The sequence below is a fragment of the Microbulbifer sp. CNSA002 genome (assembly GCF_047324085.1).
Lineage (GTDB): Bacteria > Pseudomonadota > Gammaproteobacteria > Pseudomonadales > Cellvibrionaceae > Microbulbifer.
Genome location: NZ_CP172449.1, coordinates 2,246,327 through 2,263,269, shown reverse-complemented (window position 1 = coordinate 2,263,269; position 16,943 = coordinate 2,246,327). Strand labels below are relative to the sequence as shown.

Here is a 16,943-nt window from a genome sequence, read left to right as displayed (position 1 = left end):
TGAAAAGAAAAATACGGTGAAAACAGCCAAAAATATGCGGTATTATGCCAAGCATAAATGAAATGGAGTTCAAAGCTATACCGCTGCAAGATCAACTAAATTCTCGTAATGCATTGAGAGAACTGAAAGCTGCCCCGCAAACTGCACTACAAAATTATCGGTTGCAAGTCGGCCTCCAACCTGGACATCAAACGCAACTGGCTCGAGTTCCATTCTCACTCAACTTGGGAAATATCAATATCGGCCCAGGTGCACCAAATAACGACAGTAGAATCTATATTCAGGCTCTCACAACCCCAACGCGAGGGCACAGTTCTGCGAGTCGGTATACCGCACTATTACGGCCCAACACGGCAAATGCAGATTTTTGGGTAACCGAGCGTCAAACTGGCTGTAGCTTAATCATTCTTAACTGGGGTGGTGGTCAGCTCTCTATGGGACATTTGCAACCCCATCCATTTAATAGTTATAACCAGGTATCTCAAACTATAATCAATAATACGCCTCTCAGTGTATTTGCCAGCGCACAGAGCAGCTATTTACGAACTGATGTCACTCAGCTGATCGATGCCTCTAAAGTTGGCGGCTTGGCCCCTAATCGTTATATTTTGATTCAATCAAACTTTGCGGCCATTAATCTGCAAAATAAAAATGTAATAGATGTTAAGGAAACGGGCCAATGGAACTTTTACATGCAAACCAATGGTGTGAATAGAACTGTCCAGCAGCTCGTATGGACCGACTGGAGTTCCTACCTGCCCTATTTTGCCTACTAATAACCAGGTTTCTAAAAAGACCAGATTGGTTGAACAGAGTATCAATCTGGCCAGCAGCGGGTCGCACATAGTATGTACGGGAAAGGATACCTGATTGGCATTGTTGCTGCGCTTGTCTTATGGCTACTGCTTAGATATGTCGACAAGCGCTACTACCAAGAGAAAAGAGAATTAAAAAGAAAGAAGCTTCAGGAAATTCAAAAGAAAAAAAGAGATGATACGTAAAACCCTGCCATATTTGCTTTTAAGGCTGAATTAAATCCCTCTGTAAGCCCTCAACCAATGCCTGCCAAACTACCTCTACCGCTTTACTTCTTATAGACCTTCCCAAGCACACTAGATGGATCGGTTGCAGCTCAGGGCTTCTCCATTGCTGAAAGATAGACATCAACTTGCCCTCCGCTAATTCCCGGCGCACCAGAAGAGGATCAATCATAACTATACCTTGACCCATTGTAGCTAATTCAACCAATGTACGGCCATCATCGACTACCATCGCCGGATCAATGGCAACAGTCTTTATTTCGTTACCATCGTTAGAAAAGTGCCAGTGGTCAATTGTTGTTGTTTGGTTACTAAACACTAAGCATTGATGCTGGCTTAAATGATCTGGAGAATTAGGCTCCCCCCAACTAGCCAAATAATCCGGGCTGGCAAACCACCCCCAACGCTTTTCACCTATTCGGCGCGCTACCAATGAAGAGTCCGGCAAGTGCCCCGTGCGAATGGCAATATCAACGCCTTCATCCAGTAAGTTCACAACCCTATCGCTTAAGTTCACTTGAAAAGTAATTTTTGGGTAGCGCTGCTTTAGTAATGGTATGGATGGCAATAAGTACCGCTGCCCCATTAAGGTAGAGCAACTTATCTTAACTCTACCAACAGCTTCATCCTGGTGGGAGAGGATCAGGTGTTCGGTATTGCTCATTAGCTGAGCCATAGTCTCCGTTGCTTCCAACAAAGCAGCACCGGCATCCGTAAGGCGCAATTGCCGCGTACTTCTATGCAATAGACGCTGATCAACAAACCCCTCCAGCTGTGCTAGCTTCTTACTGACTGATGAGCGAGGTAAGCCCAGCTGATTAGCAGCCCCCTGAAAACTGCCTTGCTCAATGACTAACCGGAAGACGTACAAATGTCCCAAGTATTGATGTAGATGCTGCATTCTGCCTCATTGCTTCCAAATTAGAACCAAAGTGTTGCCCTAACGGTGCCTTATTGATACCAGTCTAACAACATATCCTCCTAAGCCTAATCTTGGCAACTGCCATTCATTGCACCATTACAATCGCAAGAGAGGATCTATGGGACACCAGCAGAGAACAAAAACCATCGCAATCACTGGTGGCACTGCCGGTATTGGACTCGCAACAGCTAAACAATTTTTATCCGAGGGCTGGCAAGTCATCATCACGGGCCGAAACGCTGAAAAACTGGAACAAACAGCCGAGGATATCACGGGCCTCTTTGGGAGTAGCGGCCAGCTGACATGCCACCTATGTGATAGTGGAAAACTCGACCAAATTGAGCAACTGGGAAAAAAATTACAAAACGATGAGGTTAAACTGGATGCCCTTATCTTGAATGCCGGTATTTTCAAGCCTGGGATCTTTGAGGAAACAGATGAAGCCCTCTTCGATCACACTTTTGATATCAATGTGAAGGGACCTTTTTTCACTCTGCAAAAATTACTACCGGTGATGAATAACCCCTCCAGCGTGGTTTTGCTTTCAAGTATTGCCGTAGAGAAAACCTTTTCGGGAACTTCCGCTTATAGCGCGAGTAAGTCTGCCATTGAAGGTTATGCCCAGGTCCTGAATGCGGAGTTAGCGGTGAGGGGAATTCGTATAAATAGCGTACGCCCCGGAATCACCCTGACCGAGATCCAGGAAAAAGCCGGCATGAGCCAATCAGACATTCAAAGTCTCTCAGAGAGTATGATGGTAACGCCACTGGGCCGGGCACTTGAGGTAGATGACATAGTGCCAGCAATCCACTACCTGGCCACAGATCACTCAGTCGGTATGCGAAATGCACACCTGAAGGTTGATGGGGGCTACTGCCTCTAACCGGCTTGAAAGTGCACAAGTGGGGGCCAAGCCCTCCACTTGTGCGAATGAGTACCTTTTGCCGAAGCTTTCTTGTAGTTCACCCCGGCACTCTTAAACACGGGAAATAAGCTACACTGCAAGCTCCAATGCAGCGCGATTACAATATGTAGCCCGCACGATCTCGCGGACCTCTACAGAAACCATCTCCACATCGGGCACGGCTGCACATAGGGCCTTGGCTAGTAAATGAGCCAAGCTTTGTCGCTGCTCAATACTTCTACCAGAAAGCAGACTACATTCCAGGTGTACAAACGGTGCTGGTTCAGGTCCAACCAAATAATGCTCGACAGGTAACAAACGAACTTTAATATCCCCCGACTCAAAGAGTGCAGACTGATCTGCAGCGGCATGGATAGAAGTCAGTAAGCTATCAACATCTACCGACTCAAGTAGGTTAGCAGGATACTGAATAACACAGTGAGGCATAAATACTCCCAGGTGAATTTTGAAAGAAAAGCTACATGACCGGAGCGGGTAGTGTATCCGCTGGCAGTAAGCGATTAATGCTCCAATTCAAGATATGGGACACCCAAAGTCCGTCGTCATCCACATAGATCCCATGTACAAAGCCAAATTGCTTCTGTCCCCGCCCAGGCTGGCCTTGATAGCGCATCTTGAGATCACCAGACAGGTCGTACTGTCGCACTTCCTCGGCCCGTGCATCTGTCATCCACAAAGCATCACCTTTGAGAAACAGAACATAGGGGTAACCTATTCCACTCCATTGAGTTAAATATTTACCCTTTGAATCAAAGATCTGTACCCGGCGATTTTCACGATCGGCAATATATAACTGCCCCTCAGAATCAATCACAATGGAGTGAGGGAAATTAAACTCTCCAGGGGCCTCCCCCTGACCACCCCAGGTGGTTACCAAAAGGCCATTCTTATCCAGCTTTACAATGCGACTGTTGCCTTTATCCACCACATAGATAAATCCATTTCTATCCACTGCCACATCTTGGGGCTGATCGAACAGCACCAAGTTGTAGTCGCGATCAAACCAGCCTTCACTGGCTGCACCTCGCTTCCCCAATACCATGGCTACTTCGCCATCAGGTGCAAATTTCAATACCAGGTGCGTGGCAGTATCGGTAGTCCAAATATTGCCCTTATGGTCTATACGAAGACCATGCGGATTTTCAAACAGTCCCGCACCGATTTCGCGAACAAAGCGCCGCTTTCCATCGAACTCCAACAGCGAATGAGACCCTCGGTGAAACACAACAAAGTGGCCATTCTCCCTGCGGACCACCCCCGCAACCTCCCCAAAGTGCCAACCCACTGGCAACTTAAAATCACCCCCCTTGACGTGAAATGGCTGGCTGTTTGGCGGTGCCTCGGCCAGCGTAAAGGCGCTGGGAACCAAAATCAGGCATAGCAATACAATCACTCTCATCAGAAACCCTTCTTAACTTGTCAATCTGCCAAGATATTGTGACTTTTTCCTATAAATGCGTTAATAGCATAAATTTGATATTCACTTTTTCCTGCCAGGAAAGTATTGGAGGTTCCTCTGGACCGGTTCCACTTAATTCAGGTGTTCACTACGGTGGCGCGATTGGGGTCATTTACCCGTGCTGCTCGGGAATTGGGGTCCACGGTGTCCGCTGTGAGCAAGGCCATCCAACAGCTAGAGCAGCGACTGGGTACTCGGCTAATTCACCGTACTACCCGATCCCAAAGCCTTACGGATGCGGGGCGGGACTACCTGGAAACCACAGAGCGTGTCCTTAATGATCTTAGGGAAGTGGAAGAGCGCCTAACCAGCTCCAAAGGGCAGCCCTCTGGACTGTTGCGGATTACCGCCCCAACGGCTCTGGGGCAGTTCTGGCTGGCACCTAGGCTCCCGAAGTTTACAACTGAGCACCCAGATATCCGTTTGGATCTGATTTTGGATGATCAGCTTCGGGATCTTACCGGTGAAGGGTTTGACCTGGCATTGCGCTCCCAACCTGCGCAGCCCCAATCAACGCTCTACTCTCATCAAATCGGCCGGCACGATCGGCTCCTGGTAGCATCTCCTGAGTACCTGGCAAGGATTAAGTCTTTTTCCTCCCCGGACCAACTCAATAAATTCCAACTACTGTGTTACAAATACAGCCGCGATCCACTTTCCTGGACCTTTCAAAAGGGGCAGGAATCGATCACGATTGCCCCCAAGCCCTACTTTTCAAGTAATAACTACTATTCCCTCTACCAAGCAGCCCAGTCTGGCGCCGGTATAGCTTGCCTTTACGATTATTTGGTAGAGCGGGATATTACGGCGGGTAACTTGGTTCAGGTTCTGCCGGATTGGCAGCAATCAAGCAGACCACTTTTTGCGGTGTATCAGCAGAGAAGAGCCGCCTCCGCCAAGCTGGATGCCTTTTGGAGGTTTCTGGAGGAATGTTTTGAGAACAACGCCTGCTGACACTCCTGTAGCATAGGTGTTTGTGTATTTAGTTGGCGCTGGGGGGGCGAACCATCTCATTGGCAAGTACAGGGACCCCACTGTAGGTAGTTTGCAGCTCCCTGGTCACCACAAAACCATATTTGCGATACAGGTTTTTCACCGGGTCGTTGGTTTTGGCAACCTGCAGGTGTACAGCGCCACTGATTTCCCCTAACAGGAACTCCAGCAACTCCCGCCCTATCCCCTGACCTCTAAACGAAGGATGCACAAACAGTGCACGAATCTCATTTTTATATCGTGCACCATAGCCAAGAACATCACCTTTTTCGTACACATAAATATCCGACTCCATCAGCTGGGCCAAACGTTTTTGATCTTTATCTAGCGGCAGCAGATTGAAACTTCGGCTTTCAAACCGTAGCTCATCGAGTTTTGAACGGGCATATATATCCAGCACACTTGGATAGTCATTTTTATTGTATTTTCTAATCATTTTGAGAGTGAATCTGTACAAAAGAAGACAAGTTCAAATTTATCTTCCTGATTATCAATTGAAGTAAAGGGGACAACAAGGACTATTCGCTACTTATTCCGTGACGTACATGAAACATTCGACTACTTAAACCAACTCCGAAACCCTATATTGGATACTCGTACAAGTGCGCTAATTAAGAATTAATGAATAATTCCTCCCGGAGCTCAAAGCATTACCAACGCCTTCTCTTTTATCTTCTTTCTTCTACCACACATTTCGGCTACTTTTTTACTTCAACAATCAAGATTATCCGGGTGCTACCTTAGGGCGTAGAAGCGGCGATATCTTCAGGTAATCGGTCTAGCGGCTCCTGAATTCGCTCAGTTAAACCAAAGTCCTTAAGAATGCCATAAAGGGCTGGCAGGACTAACAGAATCAAAACCGTTGAACTACTTATCCCAAATACAATACTGGTTACCAGTGGAATCAGTATCTGGGCTTGAAGGCTGGTTTCGAACATCAGTGGCAACAATCCGGCCACTGTTGTCAGTGAGGTAAGGAAAATAGCCCTGAACCGATCGCGACTGGCTTGACTCGCCGCCGTGTGAAAGTCCATTCCCTTTCGGACGCGAAGCTTCACAAACTCTACTAACAGGATTGAATCATTCACCACAATTCCAGTGAGAGAGACAAATCCCATCATGCTGGGCATCGTTATATTCTGCCCCATAATAATATGTCCCCAGACTACACCTATTAAAGCCAGGGGAATCGCCATCATCACAATTACAGGTTCGGTATAACTACGAAATTGAAGCGAGAGTAGTAAATAGATTCCTATTGCCCCAATCAACAAGGCCTTACCCATCGATAAACCTGTAATGAGACTATTTTCAATCTCTCCCTTCATGGTTACCCTTAGGTCCGGAAATTCCTGCTCCAGTGGTGCAAAAAAGTTCTGTTGGGTATCCAGCAGAATTTCACTGGCATTGGCCCTCTCTGTAAAAACATCTGCAAAGACCGTAACAACACGCTCACCATTAATTCTCTGGATACGCGCATAGTCCCGGTGCATTTCAATATCGGCAATTGCCATCAAAGGTACACGCTGCCTTGTCTCAGGGTGGATAATGACAAGCTCGTCAAATCGTGACAGCGCACTGCGAGATGGCTCATCCATTCGAACACGAATTTCGTAAGTCTCTCCCTGATACTGCACTTCATCAATCTCTGTGCCCTGATAGGCGGCTCTCAATTGAGTGGCCACAACACTGGCATCAATACCAGAAGCATAAACCCCCTCCCGCATTTGGACCGTCAGCTGTGGCTTACCAGGACGCAGGTCATCCAGTACATTCACCACTCCTTCGTAACTGCGCAGCCAGTTTTGTAGGCGTATAGATATTCCTTTTAGCTGATCAATATCCAGCCCGGCCAAGCGAAGGTAAATAGCTCGTCCAGCTGGACCAGGCGATGGCTCCTTATACAAAATCGCGATCGCACCAGGGATATCGCCAGCAGCCTTACTCCAGGCCCGACGTAACTCACTGATACTTGTATGGCGAACCTCTGCAGCCAGCAGGTCGACATTTATTGTGGCTACATGAGCTCCACTCTCAAAAGCATCGCCATTCACACCGTAAGTAACACTAATGTGCTCGATAAGTGGCGCTACCTCTTTCCCTGAGAGGTTTCCAGCAGCTAAATACAGGGCCTTCTTCTGATACGCCACCAGCTTTTCCATTTCTACCAGGGAGGTTCCTTGGGGCATTAGAATTCGGGCCTGTAGTAAATCTCCCTCCAATGTAGGAAACCCTTGGAATTTAACTAACCCCGCAGGAAGTAGACTCACCGTAACAAAAAATAGTCCCACTACGCCGCCGACAAAAGCATATCTGTACTCCATCGCTTTATCAGCAACACGCCCTACATACTCTCTCCACAACTCAAATCGCTGAGCAAAAGCGACTTTCCACGCTGATGGGTTTTCCTTGTACGAAAGGGCATGATGCAAATGGGCGGGGAGAATAAGAAAGGCTTCAATCAGGCTAACCACTAGTACAGAGATTAAAACAATTGGTAATACTTTGAGGACCTGCCCCATGTCCCCTTTGATGAAAGCTAATCCAGAAAAAACGATCACGGTAGTAAAAAATGAGGAGATAACCCCCCTTGCAACACGCTTGGTTCCGATAACCACCGCCTGAAGAGGTGTACGGCCATCTCGGTATTCGGTGGCGACACTTTCCGAAAGCACAATGGCATCATCCATCAAGATGCCAATTGCAATCAGCAGCCCCACCAAGCTGATCATATTGATGGATATACCCAAAGCAGTAATCACAGCAAAGGCGCCGAGAAATGAAACGGGCAGGCCCATAACCACCCAAAACACATATCGCCCGCTAAAAAACAAATAAAGGGTCAGCGCAACAAGAATAAGCCCTTGCCAGGCGTTGGTAATAATCATCCTTAAACGATCAGCAACAATTGAGGCACTATCCTGAGTAAGAATCAACCGCATTTCTTCCGGCAAATGGGCATTTTCCGCCTGGACAAATTCGCGAACCGCTTCCAACACCCTCAAACTGTCATCCACGCTGTTTTTCTGAACAACAAGCAATGCGGCTCGCTGCCCATCAAAAGTGATTTTGTCCTCCTCCTTTTCAAAACTGTCGTGGATAGTGGCAATATCGCCCAATCGCACCTCTGCGCCATCCATTCCTTTGACAACAATAAGTTCTTCAAGCTCTGCTGCGGTGCGCCGCTTTTCGGTAAAACGAACCTGGTACTCCCGATCAGGTGCAGTTACCTTACCGGCGGGCATATCAATTGCCTGCTTATCGATAATTGCGGCAAGATCGGCAACACTCAGTCCATACTGTCGCAAATTGTAATCTGAAATTTCCACTTGCAATTGATGGTCTGAAAAACCGGAAATTTTGACAATGGGCACCAGCGGATGACGAAGTAACTCTCGGCGATAGTGCTCGGCCAATTGGTTGAGCTGGATCAAAGGCAAATCTGCGCTTAGGGCAACACTCACCACCGGCTGGGTACGTCCCAGCTCTTCTATTACTGGCCTTTCGCTCTCAGCAGGAAGGGAGTCTATCGCATCTACTGCAGATTCAATGTCGGCAAGAAACTGCCCCATATCACCTGCTTCCTGCATTTTCAGTTTCATCACGCCAAGATTGTCTGCAGCTTCACAACGGCGCTCATCAATAAATGGGATGCCATCCGTTGCCTCTTCGAGGGGGAGACAGATACTGTCTTCGACCTCAGCGGTAGCTGCACCAGGATAAAATACTGAGACTTGTACTTCGAACTTGTCGATTTCCGGCATAGTCTCTCGCTTCATCGTCGGCAATACGAAAAAGCCAGCCAGCATTAAACCCACCATAAGCAAATTGGCAGCAGTTGGGTGGATCGCAAAAAAGCGAATCACTCGCCAACTTCCTCTGCTGCCACGGCCAGGCCTGAAACTCCCTTTTTGACATCGATGACAGATACTGCCGTCCCGCTGATTGCTGGGATAACATCAGTAGTTATCACCTGATCTCCAGGCACCAAGCCAGAGCGAACAACAGCTAGATCACCCTGGTAGTAGTCCACCGTTATGGTGCGAATCTTCAATTGATTATTTTCAGCCAAGTAGACCCGCCCTTCATGCATGGCTCTGCGAGGGATAACCAAAGCTGGCGAAGGAGGTGCAATAAGCTTAATCCGGGCATACATACCACGAAATAGGGGCGGCCGACCCTCAGCTACTATATTTCGATAAGGGTTATCCACTGCAACCACTACGGAGAGAGTTCTGCTTGTGGTATCCATGGTACCTCCAACTCTCACTACCCTGCCCCGCCATTCCACCGGTTTAATACCACCTACCAATCCAACCCTGGCCTCCAATCCCAATAAGGCATCTGAGAAGTCGTCAGGCGAGAGAGTTTGATCACTGGGAGATTCAATACTCCGAAAAAGAGGCACTATTTGAGCCATTGTCAGTTCGGCTGAAACCTCCACCTGATCCATACCATAAGCGACAAAAAGCCGAGTCCCATGGGCAATAGACTGGCCAGCCTCCACATAGACATCACCGATCCGCACGTTATAGGGCAGGCTTATCCGGGTTCGCGATAACTGGTAGCGACTTTCACCAAGCAGCGCTTCAGCACGACTTATCTGGGCCTTTATCACCTGCCTACGAGTGGGAAATAGGGAGAGATTACCCTTTTGAAGTTCAACTTCTTGTCGCAACTTCAATACCCGTTGCTCCTCCGCATCAGCCGCTGAGCGAGAAACAATCCCCTTAACCGCCAACTGCTCTTTTCGCTGTAATTCCTGTTCCCCTAATTCCAGTGTCCTCTGAGCTATTTCCAACGAAAGCTGTCTATTAGCCTTTTCAACCTCCAGTTCTTGCAATTTTGCGCGATAAACAGCCAGGTCACTCTCCGCTTGAGCAACGGCCAATTGATAGCTGGTTTCGTCAATATTTAGGATTGGTGCCCCGGCAGATATTATTGCGCCAGGTTCCAAATCAGCCGACACTGAAACCACACGACCACCAACTTCAGAGTTTGCCTCAAGGATAAGGCTCGGCATCACCTCTCCAAAAGCAACAGTTTCAGCTCGAATAGGCATTCGCTTCACTTCGATGGCTTCCACCAGCAGTTCCGGAACTTGCCCTTCGTATCTTTGTGGTTTCTGTCGACTGGCCACCAGCGACATTGCCATTAAAATTCCACCAAGTATCAAAACGGGTAGCATTCGACGACGCTTTAGTAAGGCTTTGATTGCGCTACTTGTCATAGTTTTACCCATAAAGAACTGGCCGAACCAGACCTTAAAAAGCCTAGTGCCACTAAAACCCAGCAGTTGAATACTCTATTAAAGTTCGCAGAACGCACAACACCCTGTAAAGCTTAAAGTAGTTACTCAATATATTTACCTTGTAATCTGCGCCAACTCATATCAATCGACTATCAATATTGAATCTAATCCCACTTCGATTCGCTCCCCCCTTAAATTCACTGAACTATGCTTGGGCTACCAAATTCCGACCTAACTGACAGTGGGACAAAAATGGCGAACAATCACAAAGAGACATCAAAAGCGATACTGGAATTGTGGGGGGACAACTTCCCCGACAAAGCGACAGATTATTTATCACCGGATTATAAAAATCACCAAATGCCCTATGCTGGCGGTTCCACGTCGGTTTTATCGATAAAAGACTGCCTGGATTTAGTCGCAGAATTTCACCAGGGATTCTCCAACACAAAATTAGAAATTCTGGTACAAGTTGCCGAGGGTGATTATGTTTGTACCCGCTGGAGGATTACCGCCACCCATACGGGTAAATTCCTACAGTATGACGCAACAGGAAAAACCAGCAGTTGGACTGGCGTACATACCGATAGATATAAAGATGGAAAAATGGTGGAAAGCTGGGTGGACTGGGATAAATACACTTTCCTGGAGCAATTAGGTTTAGTTGAATAGCCGACCACAAACCAGTCAAAGGTAGCCTGCGCAACGCTACCTTTGACAACTAACAATATATCAATCTTTCTGTATCTATTTACGATAACATCTCTATGGAAAAAGTTTTATTGACTGGCTTTGAGCCCTTTGGTAACACACCGATAAATCCAGCCGAGTCAGTTATGCGTATGCTGGACGGAACACAAATAGCCAATGGTGATATTCATGGTCTTTTGATACCCAACAACTTCTTTGAAAGCATTGAAGTTGTCACGGATGCTATTGAAGAAATAGAACCGCAATTAGTGGTGATGTTAGGAGAGTACAGTGGCCGTGCAATCATTACAGCTGAGAGAATTGCACAAAATTATAATGACTCCACCAGATATAACCTGAAAGATAACCGGGGAGTTGAAATGCAGGGTGAGCCGACTATACAAAATGGTCCTGTCGCTTATCACAGCACACTCCCTATCCGCGCAATGGTTATGGCAATGCGCAATATTGGTGTTCCTGCCGATATTTCTGATACTGCGGGTACTTTTTGTTGCAACCATATGATGTATGGCGCGCTTCACTATATCGCGACTAATCAACTAAATATCCCCGCCGGCTGGATACACCTTCCTCAGCTACCCCAGATTGCCGCACTACCCGAAAATATCGGCAATCCCAGCATGTCAAAAGAAACTGCCGCCCTTGGGATACAGGCTGCCATTGAAGCCGCACTAGCTAACCCGCGGGACACTGACGATCCGATCCCTTCTCACTTACAAATCTAATCAAATTGAACAGTTTAGTAAGGTCATATTCTCCCTACTAGTAATTTTTATGCAATCAACATACAAAGAAGGAAATATCAACGAGATATTTCAAAGTACCAAGTAGATCAATAAATGCTCTTGCCGCACAAAAAAAGGCCATATCGACACTATAAATCAAACCCTTCTAGTACTACTAATTTATAGCAACATCATCACTATATTTATCCCCTCCAGACAGACCCGACATCACAGCTACTGTGCCAGTCCAAAGAGTATTTCTACAGAAGAGACAATCAATGTCATTAAAGTGATGCCCCTTTTTCGCCAAGGTATCCAAAACCCACTTCAGGTTTACCGCTGCCATAAACTGTCTATTTCTTATGGTTAGAATACTGGGCGGCTGAAAGGACTGAATGCTATTTGCCTTGGCAACCATTCCGATATTATTAGCATTCTGAATTCTGCGTCTTCGACTATCACTATCATTGTGAGACATAATCGCATTAATCGAAGTATAAGTTTCATTGTTAGTATTGTGTCTATTAGTAGCGCTACTGGTATACTTCGTCAGGATGTAGTTAAAACAAGTATCATTTAAACCTAAATCTTCAACAGAATTGGCCCCCCGATCATAAAACCTCCCAAGTCCAGGATCATTCACACTGAATTTATCACGCGAGTAAAAATGCAGGTTAACATTGTGCTCTATTTTGAAACTGGATGTAGTTCTGCGATACCCGTGAGCAGTTACAATTAACCGGTTCGTTGTCATTCCACGAGGAGTCCACAACCAAGCACGACCATCAAGATCTATACACTGATAGTTCCCTGCCACCGCCACTTCAGAATCATCAAAGGTATGCCAAAGTGCTGTTGCCTTATTACCAAAATAATCCTTTAACGCACTTTTGACATTACTGAAAAACTCCTTTGCAGGCATAAACCCTCCCCAGCTTTCAAAGCCTAAGTTAACAAATAGAATTATCTCGAGAAAAATCGTATTCCACCCAACAACCGAAGTAAATGTTTAAAATATGCGATTTTTTAATCAAAAATAACTTTCAATAGCTACAGGAAATATGATCCGGAGCCTATCAGGCAAACCATTAGATACTCACTCTTCAGGAGCAGGAAGCAAAGAGTCGACAGTTAATATAAGTAATTTCGCGGGATCTGTTTTGGAGGGATTAATCGTACAATGCCCCTGCTGGTCAATAGCTATACCATTAACAGGCGTATCTCCCCCAAAATGAACATCTCCAGGCCTATATGTCACCTCAACACCGTCCCGAGTTGTCGTACGCCAACAGCCAGATAATGTAATAACCCATTGAGGGTTCGGAGTAGAGTGAAAATCGCTTTTCCACCCAGGAGGCAAAATTGCAAACTCACTTCGAATAACTTTAGGTAAATCACGATAGTGATATTCGGGCACAGGATTGGAGTATTGAATCAATTCAAAATCTGAAAAATGTCCTACAGTGGTTCTTGACCTTCCTCTTTTATCATACCAAAGATGATAAAAATCTTGGCGAACGATTTCTTCTTGCACTACGAGTATCTCACCTCATCAGCAAAATCTAAAAACTGCCTCATCGATAAGTCACTAATTAGCTATAGGTTATCCCTAGTTTAAGACAATCCAGTTCACCTACTTAGAAACTGTAACACCGAAGAATTTGTCTTCCTCAAGTATTGATCTACAGACCACCTTCTGCCGCCGGTTAACACAAAAGACAAACAAATAAAAGCCCAAAAAAGAGGGTATTCCCACCCACCATAAACGGTTTGTATATTTCCACTAATATCTATACCACTGACATGGCTTGCCCATGAAAAACCTGCGAGATAATGCCGCCCTTCAAATAACGCAATCATCAAATAAAGAGCAGTTCCAACAGCGGCAAACCGCGTAAACAAACCAAAAGTAAATCCAACAAATGCAGAGAACGCACAAATACCAGAGATAATCACCATAGAGGATGAGTATCCAATCCCCTCAAAATAATGAACAACAAAATTGTAAGCGTCTGCGCCCAGCAGACCAAACTTCTCAGCAAAATGATGGGTAAAATTGAGCCCGATATAAATTCGAATCAAGGCCAACTGTAAATCAGCTGCAGTCTCATAGCTTTCGTGCGTGCTCTGCTTCATATAACACTTCCTTAACACACAACTCAACCACAGCCATACCTTCCCTTTTAAGAGATATCATAAAAGGGTTTACAGTCATCTATAATAATAGGCCAAGCCCACCCTGTTGAACCGCAAAAATTGCCTAATTCGCAACACCATATATATTATTGCGGTAAACCAGGTTTACCTAAATGACAAAAGAGGCACTTCAAAGAATGCCCCAAACCTATTCTTCGGAGGAGGCCAGCAGTTCATTGATGCATTTACACCGTAAATCCAATCTCACCGGCCTTTCTCTGAGCAAAGCCGCCCTATAAAAGCTGTAGGAAAAAGCTACTGCTCAAACACAGTGGATTTTATAGTAATTAGAGCCGTACCCATAAATATCAAAGCAACTCCACTCACAGCGTATACGTCAAACTTTTGCTGCCAAATAACCACAGAAGCTGCACAAACAAGAGCAATACCGACGCCTGACCAGATGGCATAAGTCATTCCCACATTCATATTTTTTAGTACAAACGCAAGAAATAGACTCGCCAGAGAATAAAAAAAGATAGAGGCCATTCCCAGCCACCACTTTTCCCAACCGTTGGAAGCCTTAAGTAGTAGGGTAGCTGTAACTTCGGTAATGATCGCAAAAAATAAAAACAAATAGGTCAAGTTCTACTCCATTAGAATTTATTGTAGTCAAATCACTTGATCAGCTAGATACTATCAAATTTATGACGAATAGCGCTATTGGAAAATAGCGGCGATTCTGCTATTTACTATGCGGCTGTACGAAATACAATGCTGGACTTTACAGTCAACAGTCAGCCCTCTGGCTACCAAAGATAACTCATGTCTTCCCATTGACAAATCAGCAATAAAAGAAGAGCTAGATTTCAGCCCCGACAACTACCTAGCCTATCGATACCAATAGATCTAATTGTAGTATTACAGCTGTTTTTTATACTCCTCCAGAAACAATCGTGACTAATTTTACACTCATACTGGCCCCATACCAGCGATTACTGACTTGTTGAAAAATACTCAATGTGTGCAAATATTTATTAAACAGAGGAGTGCGGACCAAATAACATCTACCTCACGTAGCAGGCAAGTTGCATAGAGCAACAACTAAACGATATTTGGGATATAGGATTGAAATATCGTGAAACCGATACTTGGTATAATTTTTGTGGTTACACCCTATATCGCCAATGACTTACCCCTTTTTAGACCTGTGTTACTACAGGCATACAATCACGATAATTACAAATTTCTCGATTTAGCGTTTAGAGCGCAAAACACTTTTCTACCAAGCTATCGACAGAGCAGTATTCTTAGCACCTACCAGCTGAGAATCGTATCTTCTATTTTTATTAGAAAGGCGGTAGATAAAATACGCCCCCCCTACTTCACAAGGGTATTGAAGAAACTAAGTAGTATGGTCTCAAAATGCACTGGAATTGGTTGCTCAGAAGTTGGCTGTTCAAAATATCGCAGAAAGTCCTACAGAGATTTGAGGCATTACGAACATAAAATCCTTCCACAGATTTCATTACACATAATGATTGCTTCACAGTCAATCCATGTTCAAGCCCCTTACAGGCAATCTCGGATATCGAGGCAGACCATCAGCAACAAATGAATGCACAACAAAGCGGCAATACTTATGCGCAATATTATAGTCCGTTCCGTAACGGAAAACTCTGACGGGGTCTGGTCTGATTGGCGTTGGCAGATGCGCAATCGCATCAGTACATTGGATGGCCTGAAGCGATGGATCAATGTTTCTACTTCTGAATCCGACGCTATCGAACAGCTCAAGGGAATTTATCGGTGGAGTGTTACCCCCTACTACGCCTCTTTAATGGACCCTGACGACCCTAATTGTCCAATTAGATTGCAGGCAGTTCCCTCACTAGAGGAAACCATCGTACCCGACAGTGCAGACGTTGACCCTGTAGGTGATCAGTACTTTCGTAAAACCAACCGCGTTGTACATAAGTACCCGGATCGCGTCATCTTTCTGGTAACGTCTGTTTGCCCTGTTTATTGTCGTCATTGCACAAGGAAATTTCATACCACAACGGTGGGCCCGGAAAGTTATTTCGAACAAGGCGAAGCAACCAGCTGGGATGAGGATATTGCTTACATAGAATCACATCCACAGATTCGCGATGTATTACTCACCGGCGGCGACCCACTGATGTATTCCAACGACCGCTTGGCCAAACTATTGGAGAAGCTGAGGGCAATAGATCATGTGGAAATTATTCGTATTGGCTCACGCTTTCCCGTACTGGCCCCCCAACGTATCACCGACGAATTGTGCGAAATGCTCGCATCATTTCATCCAGTGTGGCTGAACACACACTTTAATCACCCCAAAGAAGTCACAGAAGAAGCCGCCGCTGCATGCGACCGCTTGTTGAGGGCAGGCATTCCGGTAGGAAATCAAACAGTGCTTTTAAAAGGCGTGAACAATTCACAGGATGTTATGCGCCAATTGATGCTCGCTCTGGTAAAAATACGAGTCAGGCCCTACTACCTCTATCACTGCGATAATGTGGTCGGTGTCTCTCACTTTATGACAAGCTTGAAAGAAGGACAGGCGATTTATGAGTCATTGCAGGGGCACATCACGGGTTTTGCGGTCCCTCAATATGTACTTACTACCGAGCTGGGCAAAAACCCGGTCATGCCCCACGAATATGTAAAACAAAGCGATATCGAAGGCGAATGGCACATTCGAAATTTCAGAGGGCAAACGGGTATTTATCTGGAGTAACAAAGTGCTAACTACCAGAG

The 16,943-nt window shown here is 45.8% G+C and carries 16 protein-coding genes; 6 read left to right on the top strand and 10 right to left on the bottom strand.

The window, feature by feature from the left end:
* Nucleotides 1-44: 44 nt before the first annotated feature.
* On the top strand, nt 45-776 hold the full coding sequence (locus ACG1BZ_RS10200; protein ID WP_413665531.1) for a hypothetical protein: 732 nt from the start codon (nt 45-47) through the stop codon (nt 774-776).
* Between the two features lie 244 nt (nt 777-1,020).
* Here the strand turns inward: ACG1BZ_RS10200 and ACG1BZ_RS10195 are convergent, their stop codons facing one another.
* Nucleotides 1,021-1,941, bottom strand: coding sequence for a LysR substrate-binding domain-containing protein (locus ACG1BZ_RS10195; protein WP_413665530.1), 921 nt, complete (start codon nt 1,939-1,941; stop codon nt 1,021-1,023).
* A gap of 139 nt (nt 1,942-2,080) precedes the next feature.
* Between ACG1BZ_RS10195 and ACG1BZ_RS10190 the strand changes: the two genes are divergently transcribed.
* The gene (locus tag ACG1BZ_RS10190; RefSeq protein WP_413665529.1) at nt 2,081-2,845 is read left to right on the top strand and encodes an SDR family NAD(P)-dependent oxidoreductase; all 765 of its coding nucleotides are present in this window, start codon (nt 2,081-2,083) and stop codon (nt 2,843-2,845) included.
* 111 nt (nt 2,846-2,956) lie between these two features.
* Here ACG1BZ_RS10190 and ACG1BZ_RS10185 read toward each other — a convergent pair whose 3' ends face one another.
* Both ACG1BZ_RS10185 and ACG1BZ_RS10180 read right to left on the bottom strand, forming a co-directional pair.
* Nucleotides 2,957-3,313, bottom strand: a complete 357-nt coding sequence (locus tag ACG1BZ_RS10185; RefSeq protein WP_413665528.1) for a 5-carboxymethyl-2-hydroxymuconate Delta-isomerase — start codon at nt 3,311-3,313, stop codon at nt 2,957-2,959.
* A gap of 31 nt (nt 3,314-3,344) precedes the next feature.
* Complete coding sequence (locus tag ACG1BZ_RS10180; protein WP_413665527.1) at nt 3,345-4,286, bottom strand: peptidyl-alpha-hydroxyglycine alpha-amidating lyase family protein; 942 nt, start codon at nt 4,284-4,286, stop codon at nt 3,345-3,347.
* A 141-nt stretch (nt 4,287-4,427) separates the two neighbouring features.
* Between ACG1BZ_RS10180 and ACG1BZ_RS10175 the strand changes: the two genes are divergently transcribed.
* Nucleotides 4,428-5,300: a LysR family transcriptional regulator gene (locus tag ACG1BZ_RS10175; RefSeq protein WP_413665860.1), complete on the top strand. Its 873-nt coding sequence runs from the start codon at nt 4,428-4,430 to the stop codon at nt 5,298-5,300.
* 28 nt (nt 5,301-5,328) lie between these two features.
* Here the strand turns inward: ACG1BZ_RS10175 and ACG1BZ_RS10170 are convergent, their stop codons facing one another.
* The 3 genes from ACG1BZ_RS10170 to ACG1BZ_RS10160 all read right to left on the bottom strand — a co-directional run bounded on the left by ACG1BZ_RS10170 (nt 5,329) and on the right by ACG1BZ_RS10160 (nt 10,569).
* Nucleotides 5,329-5,775, bottom strand: a complete 447-nt coding sequence (locus ACG1BZ_RS10170; protein WP_413665526.1) for an N-acetyltransferase family protein — start codon at nt 5,773-5,775, stop codon at nt 5,329-5,331.
* A gap of 304 nt (nt 5,776-6,079) precedes the next feature.
* The gene (locus tag ACG1BZ_RS10165) at nt 6,080-9,205 is read right to left on the bottom strand and encodes an efflux RND transporter permease subunit (protein WP_413665525.1); all 3,126 of its coding nucleotides are present in this window, start codon (nt 9,203-9,205) and stop codon (nt 6,080-6,082) included.
* Nucleotides 9,202-10,569 (bottom strand): efflux RND transporter periplasmic adaptor subunit, encoded by a 1,368-nt coding sequence (locus tag ACG1BZ_RS10160; RefSeq protein ID WP_413665524.1) that lies wholly within the window; start codon nt 10,567-10,569, stop codon nt 9,202-9,204. Before ACG1BZ_RS10160 ends, ACG1BZ_RS10165 begins: the two co-directional genes overlap by 4 nt.
* Before the next feature lie 273 nt (nt 10,570-10,842).
* Between ACG1BZ_RS10160 and ACG1BZ_RS10155 the strand changes: the two genes are divergently transcribed.
* Both ACG1BZ_RS10155 and pcp read left to right on the top strand, forming a co-directional pair.
* Nucleotides 10,843-11,262 carry an ester cyclase gene (locus ACG1BZ_RS10155; RefSeq protein WP_282933128.1) on the top strand — a complete coding sequence of 140 codons (420 nt, stop codon included), beginning with the start codon at nt 10,843-10,845 and terminating at the stop codon, nt 11,260-11,262.
* A gap of 95 nt (nt 11,263-11,357) precedes the next feature.
* A complete protein-coding gene (pcp, locus tag ACG1BZ_RS10150; protein WP_413665523.1) occupies nt 11,358-12,026 on the top strand; it encodes a pyroglutamyl-peptidase I in 669 nt (222 codons plus the stop codon).
* 175 nt (nt 12,027-12,201) lie between these two features.
* On the opposite strand, the gene ACG1BZ_RS10145 is transcribed toward pcp, so the two are convergent.
* From ACG1BZ_RS10145 to ACG1BZ_RS10130, 4 genes are all read right to left on the bottom strand, one after another.
* Nucleotides 12,202-12,948 carry a putative adhesin gene (locus tag ACG1BZ_RS10145; RefSeq protein WP_413665522.1) on the bottom strand — a complete coding sequence of 249 codons (747 nt, stop codon included), beginning with the start codon at nt 12,946-12,948 and terminating at the stop codon, nt 12,202-12,204.
* Between the two features lie 174 nt (nt 12,949-13,122).
* Nucleotides 13,123-13,560: a hypothetical protein gene (locus ACG1BZ_RS10140; protein WP_413665521.1), complete on the bottom strand. Its 438-nt coding sequence runs from the start codon at nt 13,558-13,560 to the stop codon at nt 13,123-13,125.
* 95 nt (nt 13,561-13,655) lie between these two features.
* Nucleotides 13,656-14,162 (bottom strand): DoxX family protein, encoded by a 507-nt coding sequence (locus ACG1BZ_RS10135; protein WP_413665520.1) that lies wholly within the window; start codon nt 14,160-14,162, stop codon nt 13,656-13,658.
* A gap of 315 nt (nt 14,163-14,477) precedes the next feature.
* Entirely contained in the window at nt 14,478-14,807 is a 330-nt protein-coding gene (locus ACG1BZ_RS10130) for a DMT family transporter (RefSeq protein WP_413665519.1), read from the bottom strand.
* A 997-nt stretch (nt 14,808-15,804) separates the two neighbouring features.
* On the opposite strand from ACG1BZ_RS10130, the gene ACG1BZ_RS10125 reads away from it, so the two are divergent.
* Nucleotides 15,805-16,923 (top strand): KamA family radical SAM protein, encoded by a 1,119-nt coding sequence (locus ACG1BZ_RS10125; RefSeq protein WP_413665518.1) that lies wholly within the window; start codon nt 15,805-15,807, stop codon nt 16,921-16,923.
* The last annotated feature ends 20 nt before the right edge of the window (nt 16,924-16,943 follow it).

Excerpts from the sequence above, each read along its gene's own strand:
- ACG1BZ_RS10200 (WP_413665531.1), top strand. The coding sequence starts at position 45 with ATGCCAAGCATAAATGAAATGGAGTTCAAAGCTATACCGCTGCAAGAT.
- ACG1BZ_RS10195 (WP_413665530.1), bottom strand. The coding sequence starts at position 1,941 with ATGCAGCATCTACATCAATACTTGGGACATTTGTACGTCTTCCGGTTA.
- ACG1BZ_RS10190 (WP_413665529.1), top strand. The coding sequence starts at position 2,081 with ATGGGACACCAGCAGAGAACAAAAACCATCGCAATCACTGGTGGCACT.
- ACG1BZ_RS10185 (WP_413665528.1), bottom strand. The coding sequence starts at position 3,313 with ATGCCTCACTGTGTTATTCAGTATCCTGCTAACCTACTTGAGTCGGTA.
- ACG1BZ_RS10180 (WP_413665527.1), bottom strand. The coding sequence starts at position 4,286 with ATGAGAGTGATTGTATTGCTATGCCTGATTTTGGTTCCCAGCGCCTTT.
- ACG1BZ_RS10170 (WP_413665526.1), bottom strand. The coding sequence starts at position 5,775 with ATGATTAGAAAATACAATAAAAATGACTATCCAAGTGTGCTGGATATA.
- ACG1BZ_RS10160 (WP_413665524.1), bottom strand. The coding sequence starts at position 10,569 with ATGACAAGTAGCGCAATCAAAGCCTTACTAAAGCGTCGTCGAATGCTA.
- ACG1BZ_RS10155 (WP_282933128.1), top strand. The coding sequence starts at position 10,843 with ATGGCGAACAATCACAAAGAGACATCAAAAGCGATACTGGAATTGTGG.
- pcp (WP_413665523.1), top strand. The coding sequence starts at position 11,358 with ATGGAAAAAGTTTTATTGACTGGCTTTGAGCCCTTTGGTAACACACCG.
- ACG1BZ_RS10145 (WP_413665522.1), bottom strand. The coding sequence starts at position 12,948 with ATGCCTGCAAAGGAGTTTTTCAGTAATGTCAAAAGTGCGTTAAAGGAT.
- ACG1BZ_RS10135 (WP_413665520.1), bottom strand. The coding sequence starts at position 14,162 with ATGAAGCAGAGCACGCACGAAAGCTATGAGACTGCAGCTGATTTACAG.
- ACG1BZ_RS10125 (WP_413665518.1), top strand. The coding sequence starts at position 15,805 with ATGCGCAATATTATAGTCCGTTCCGTAACGGAAAACTCTGACGGGGTC.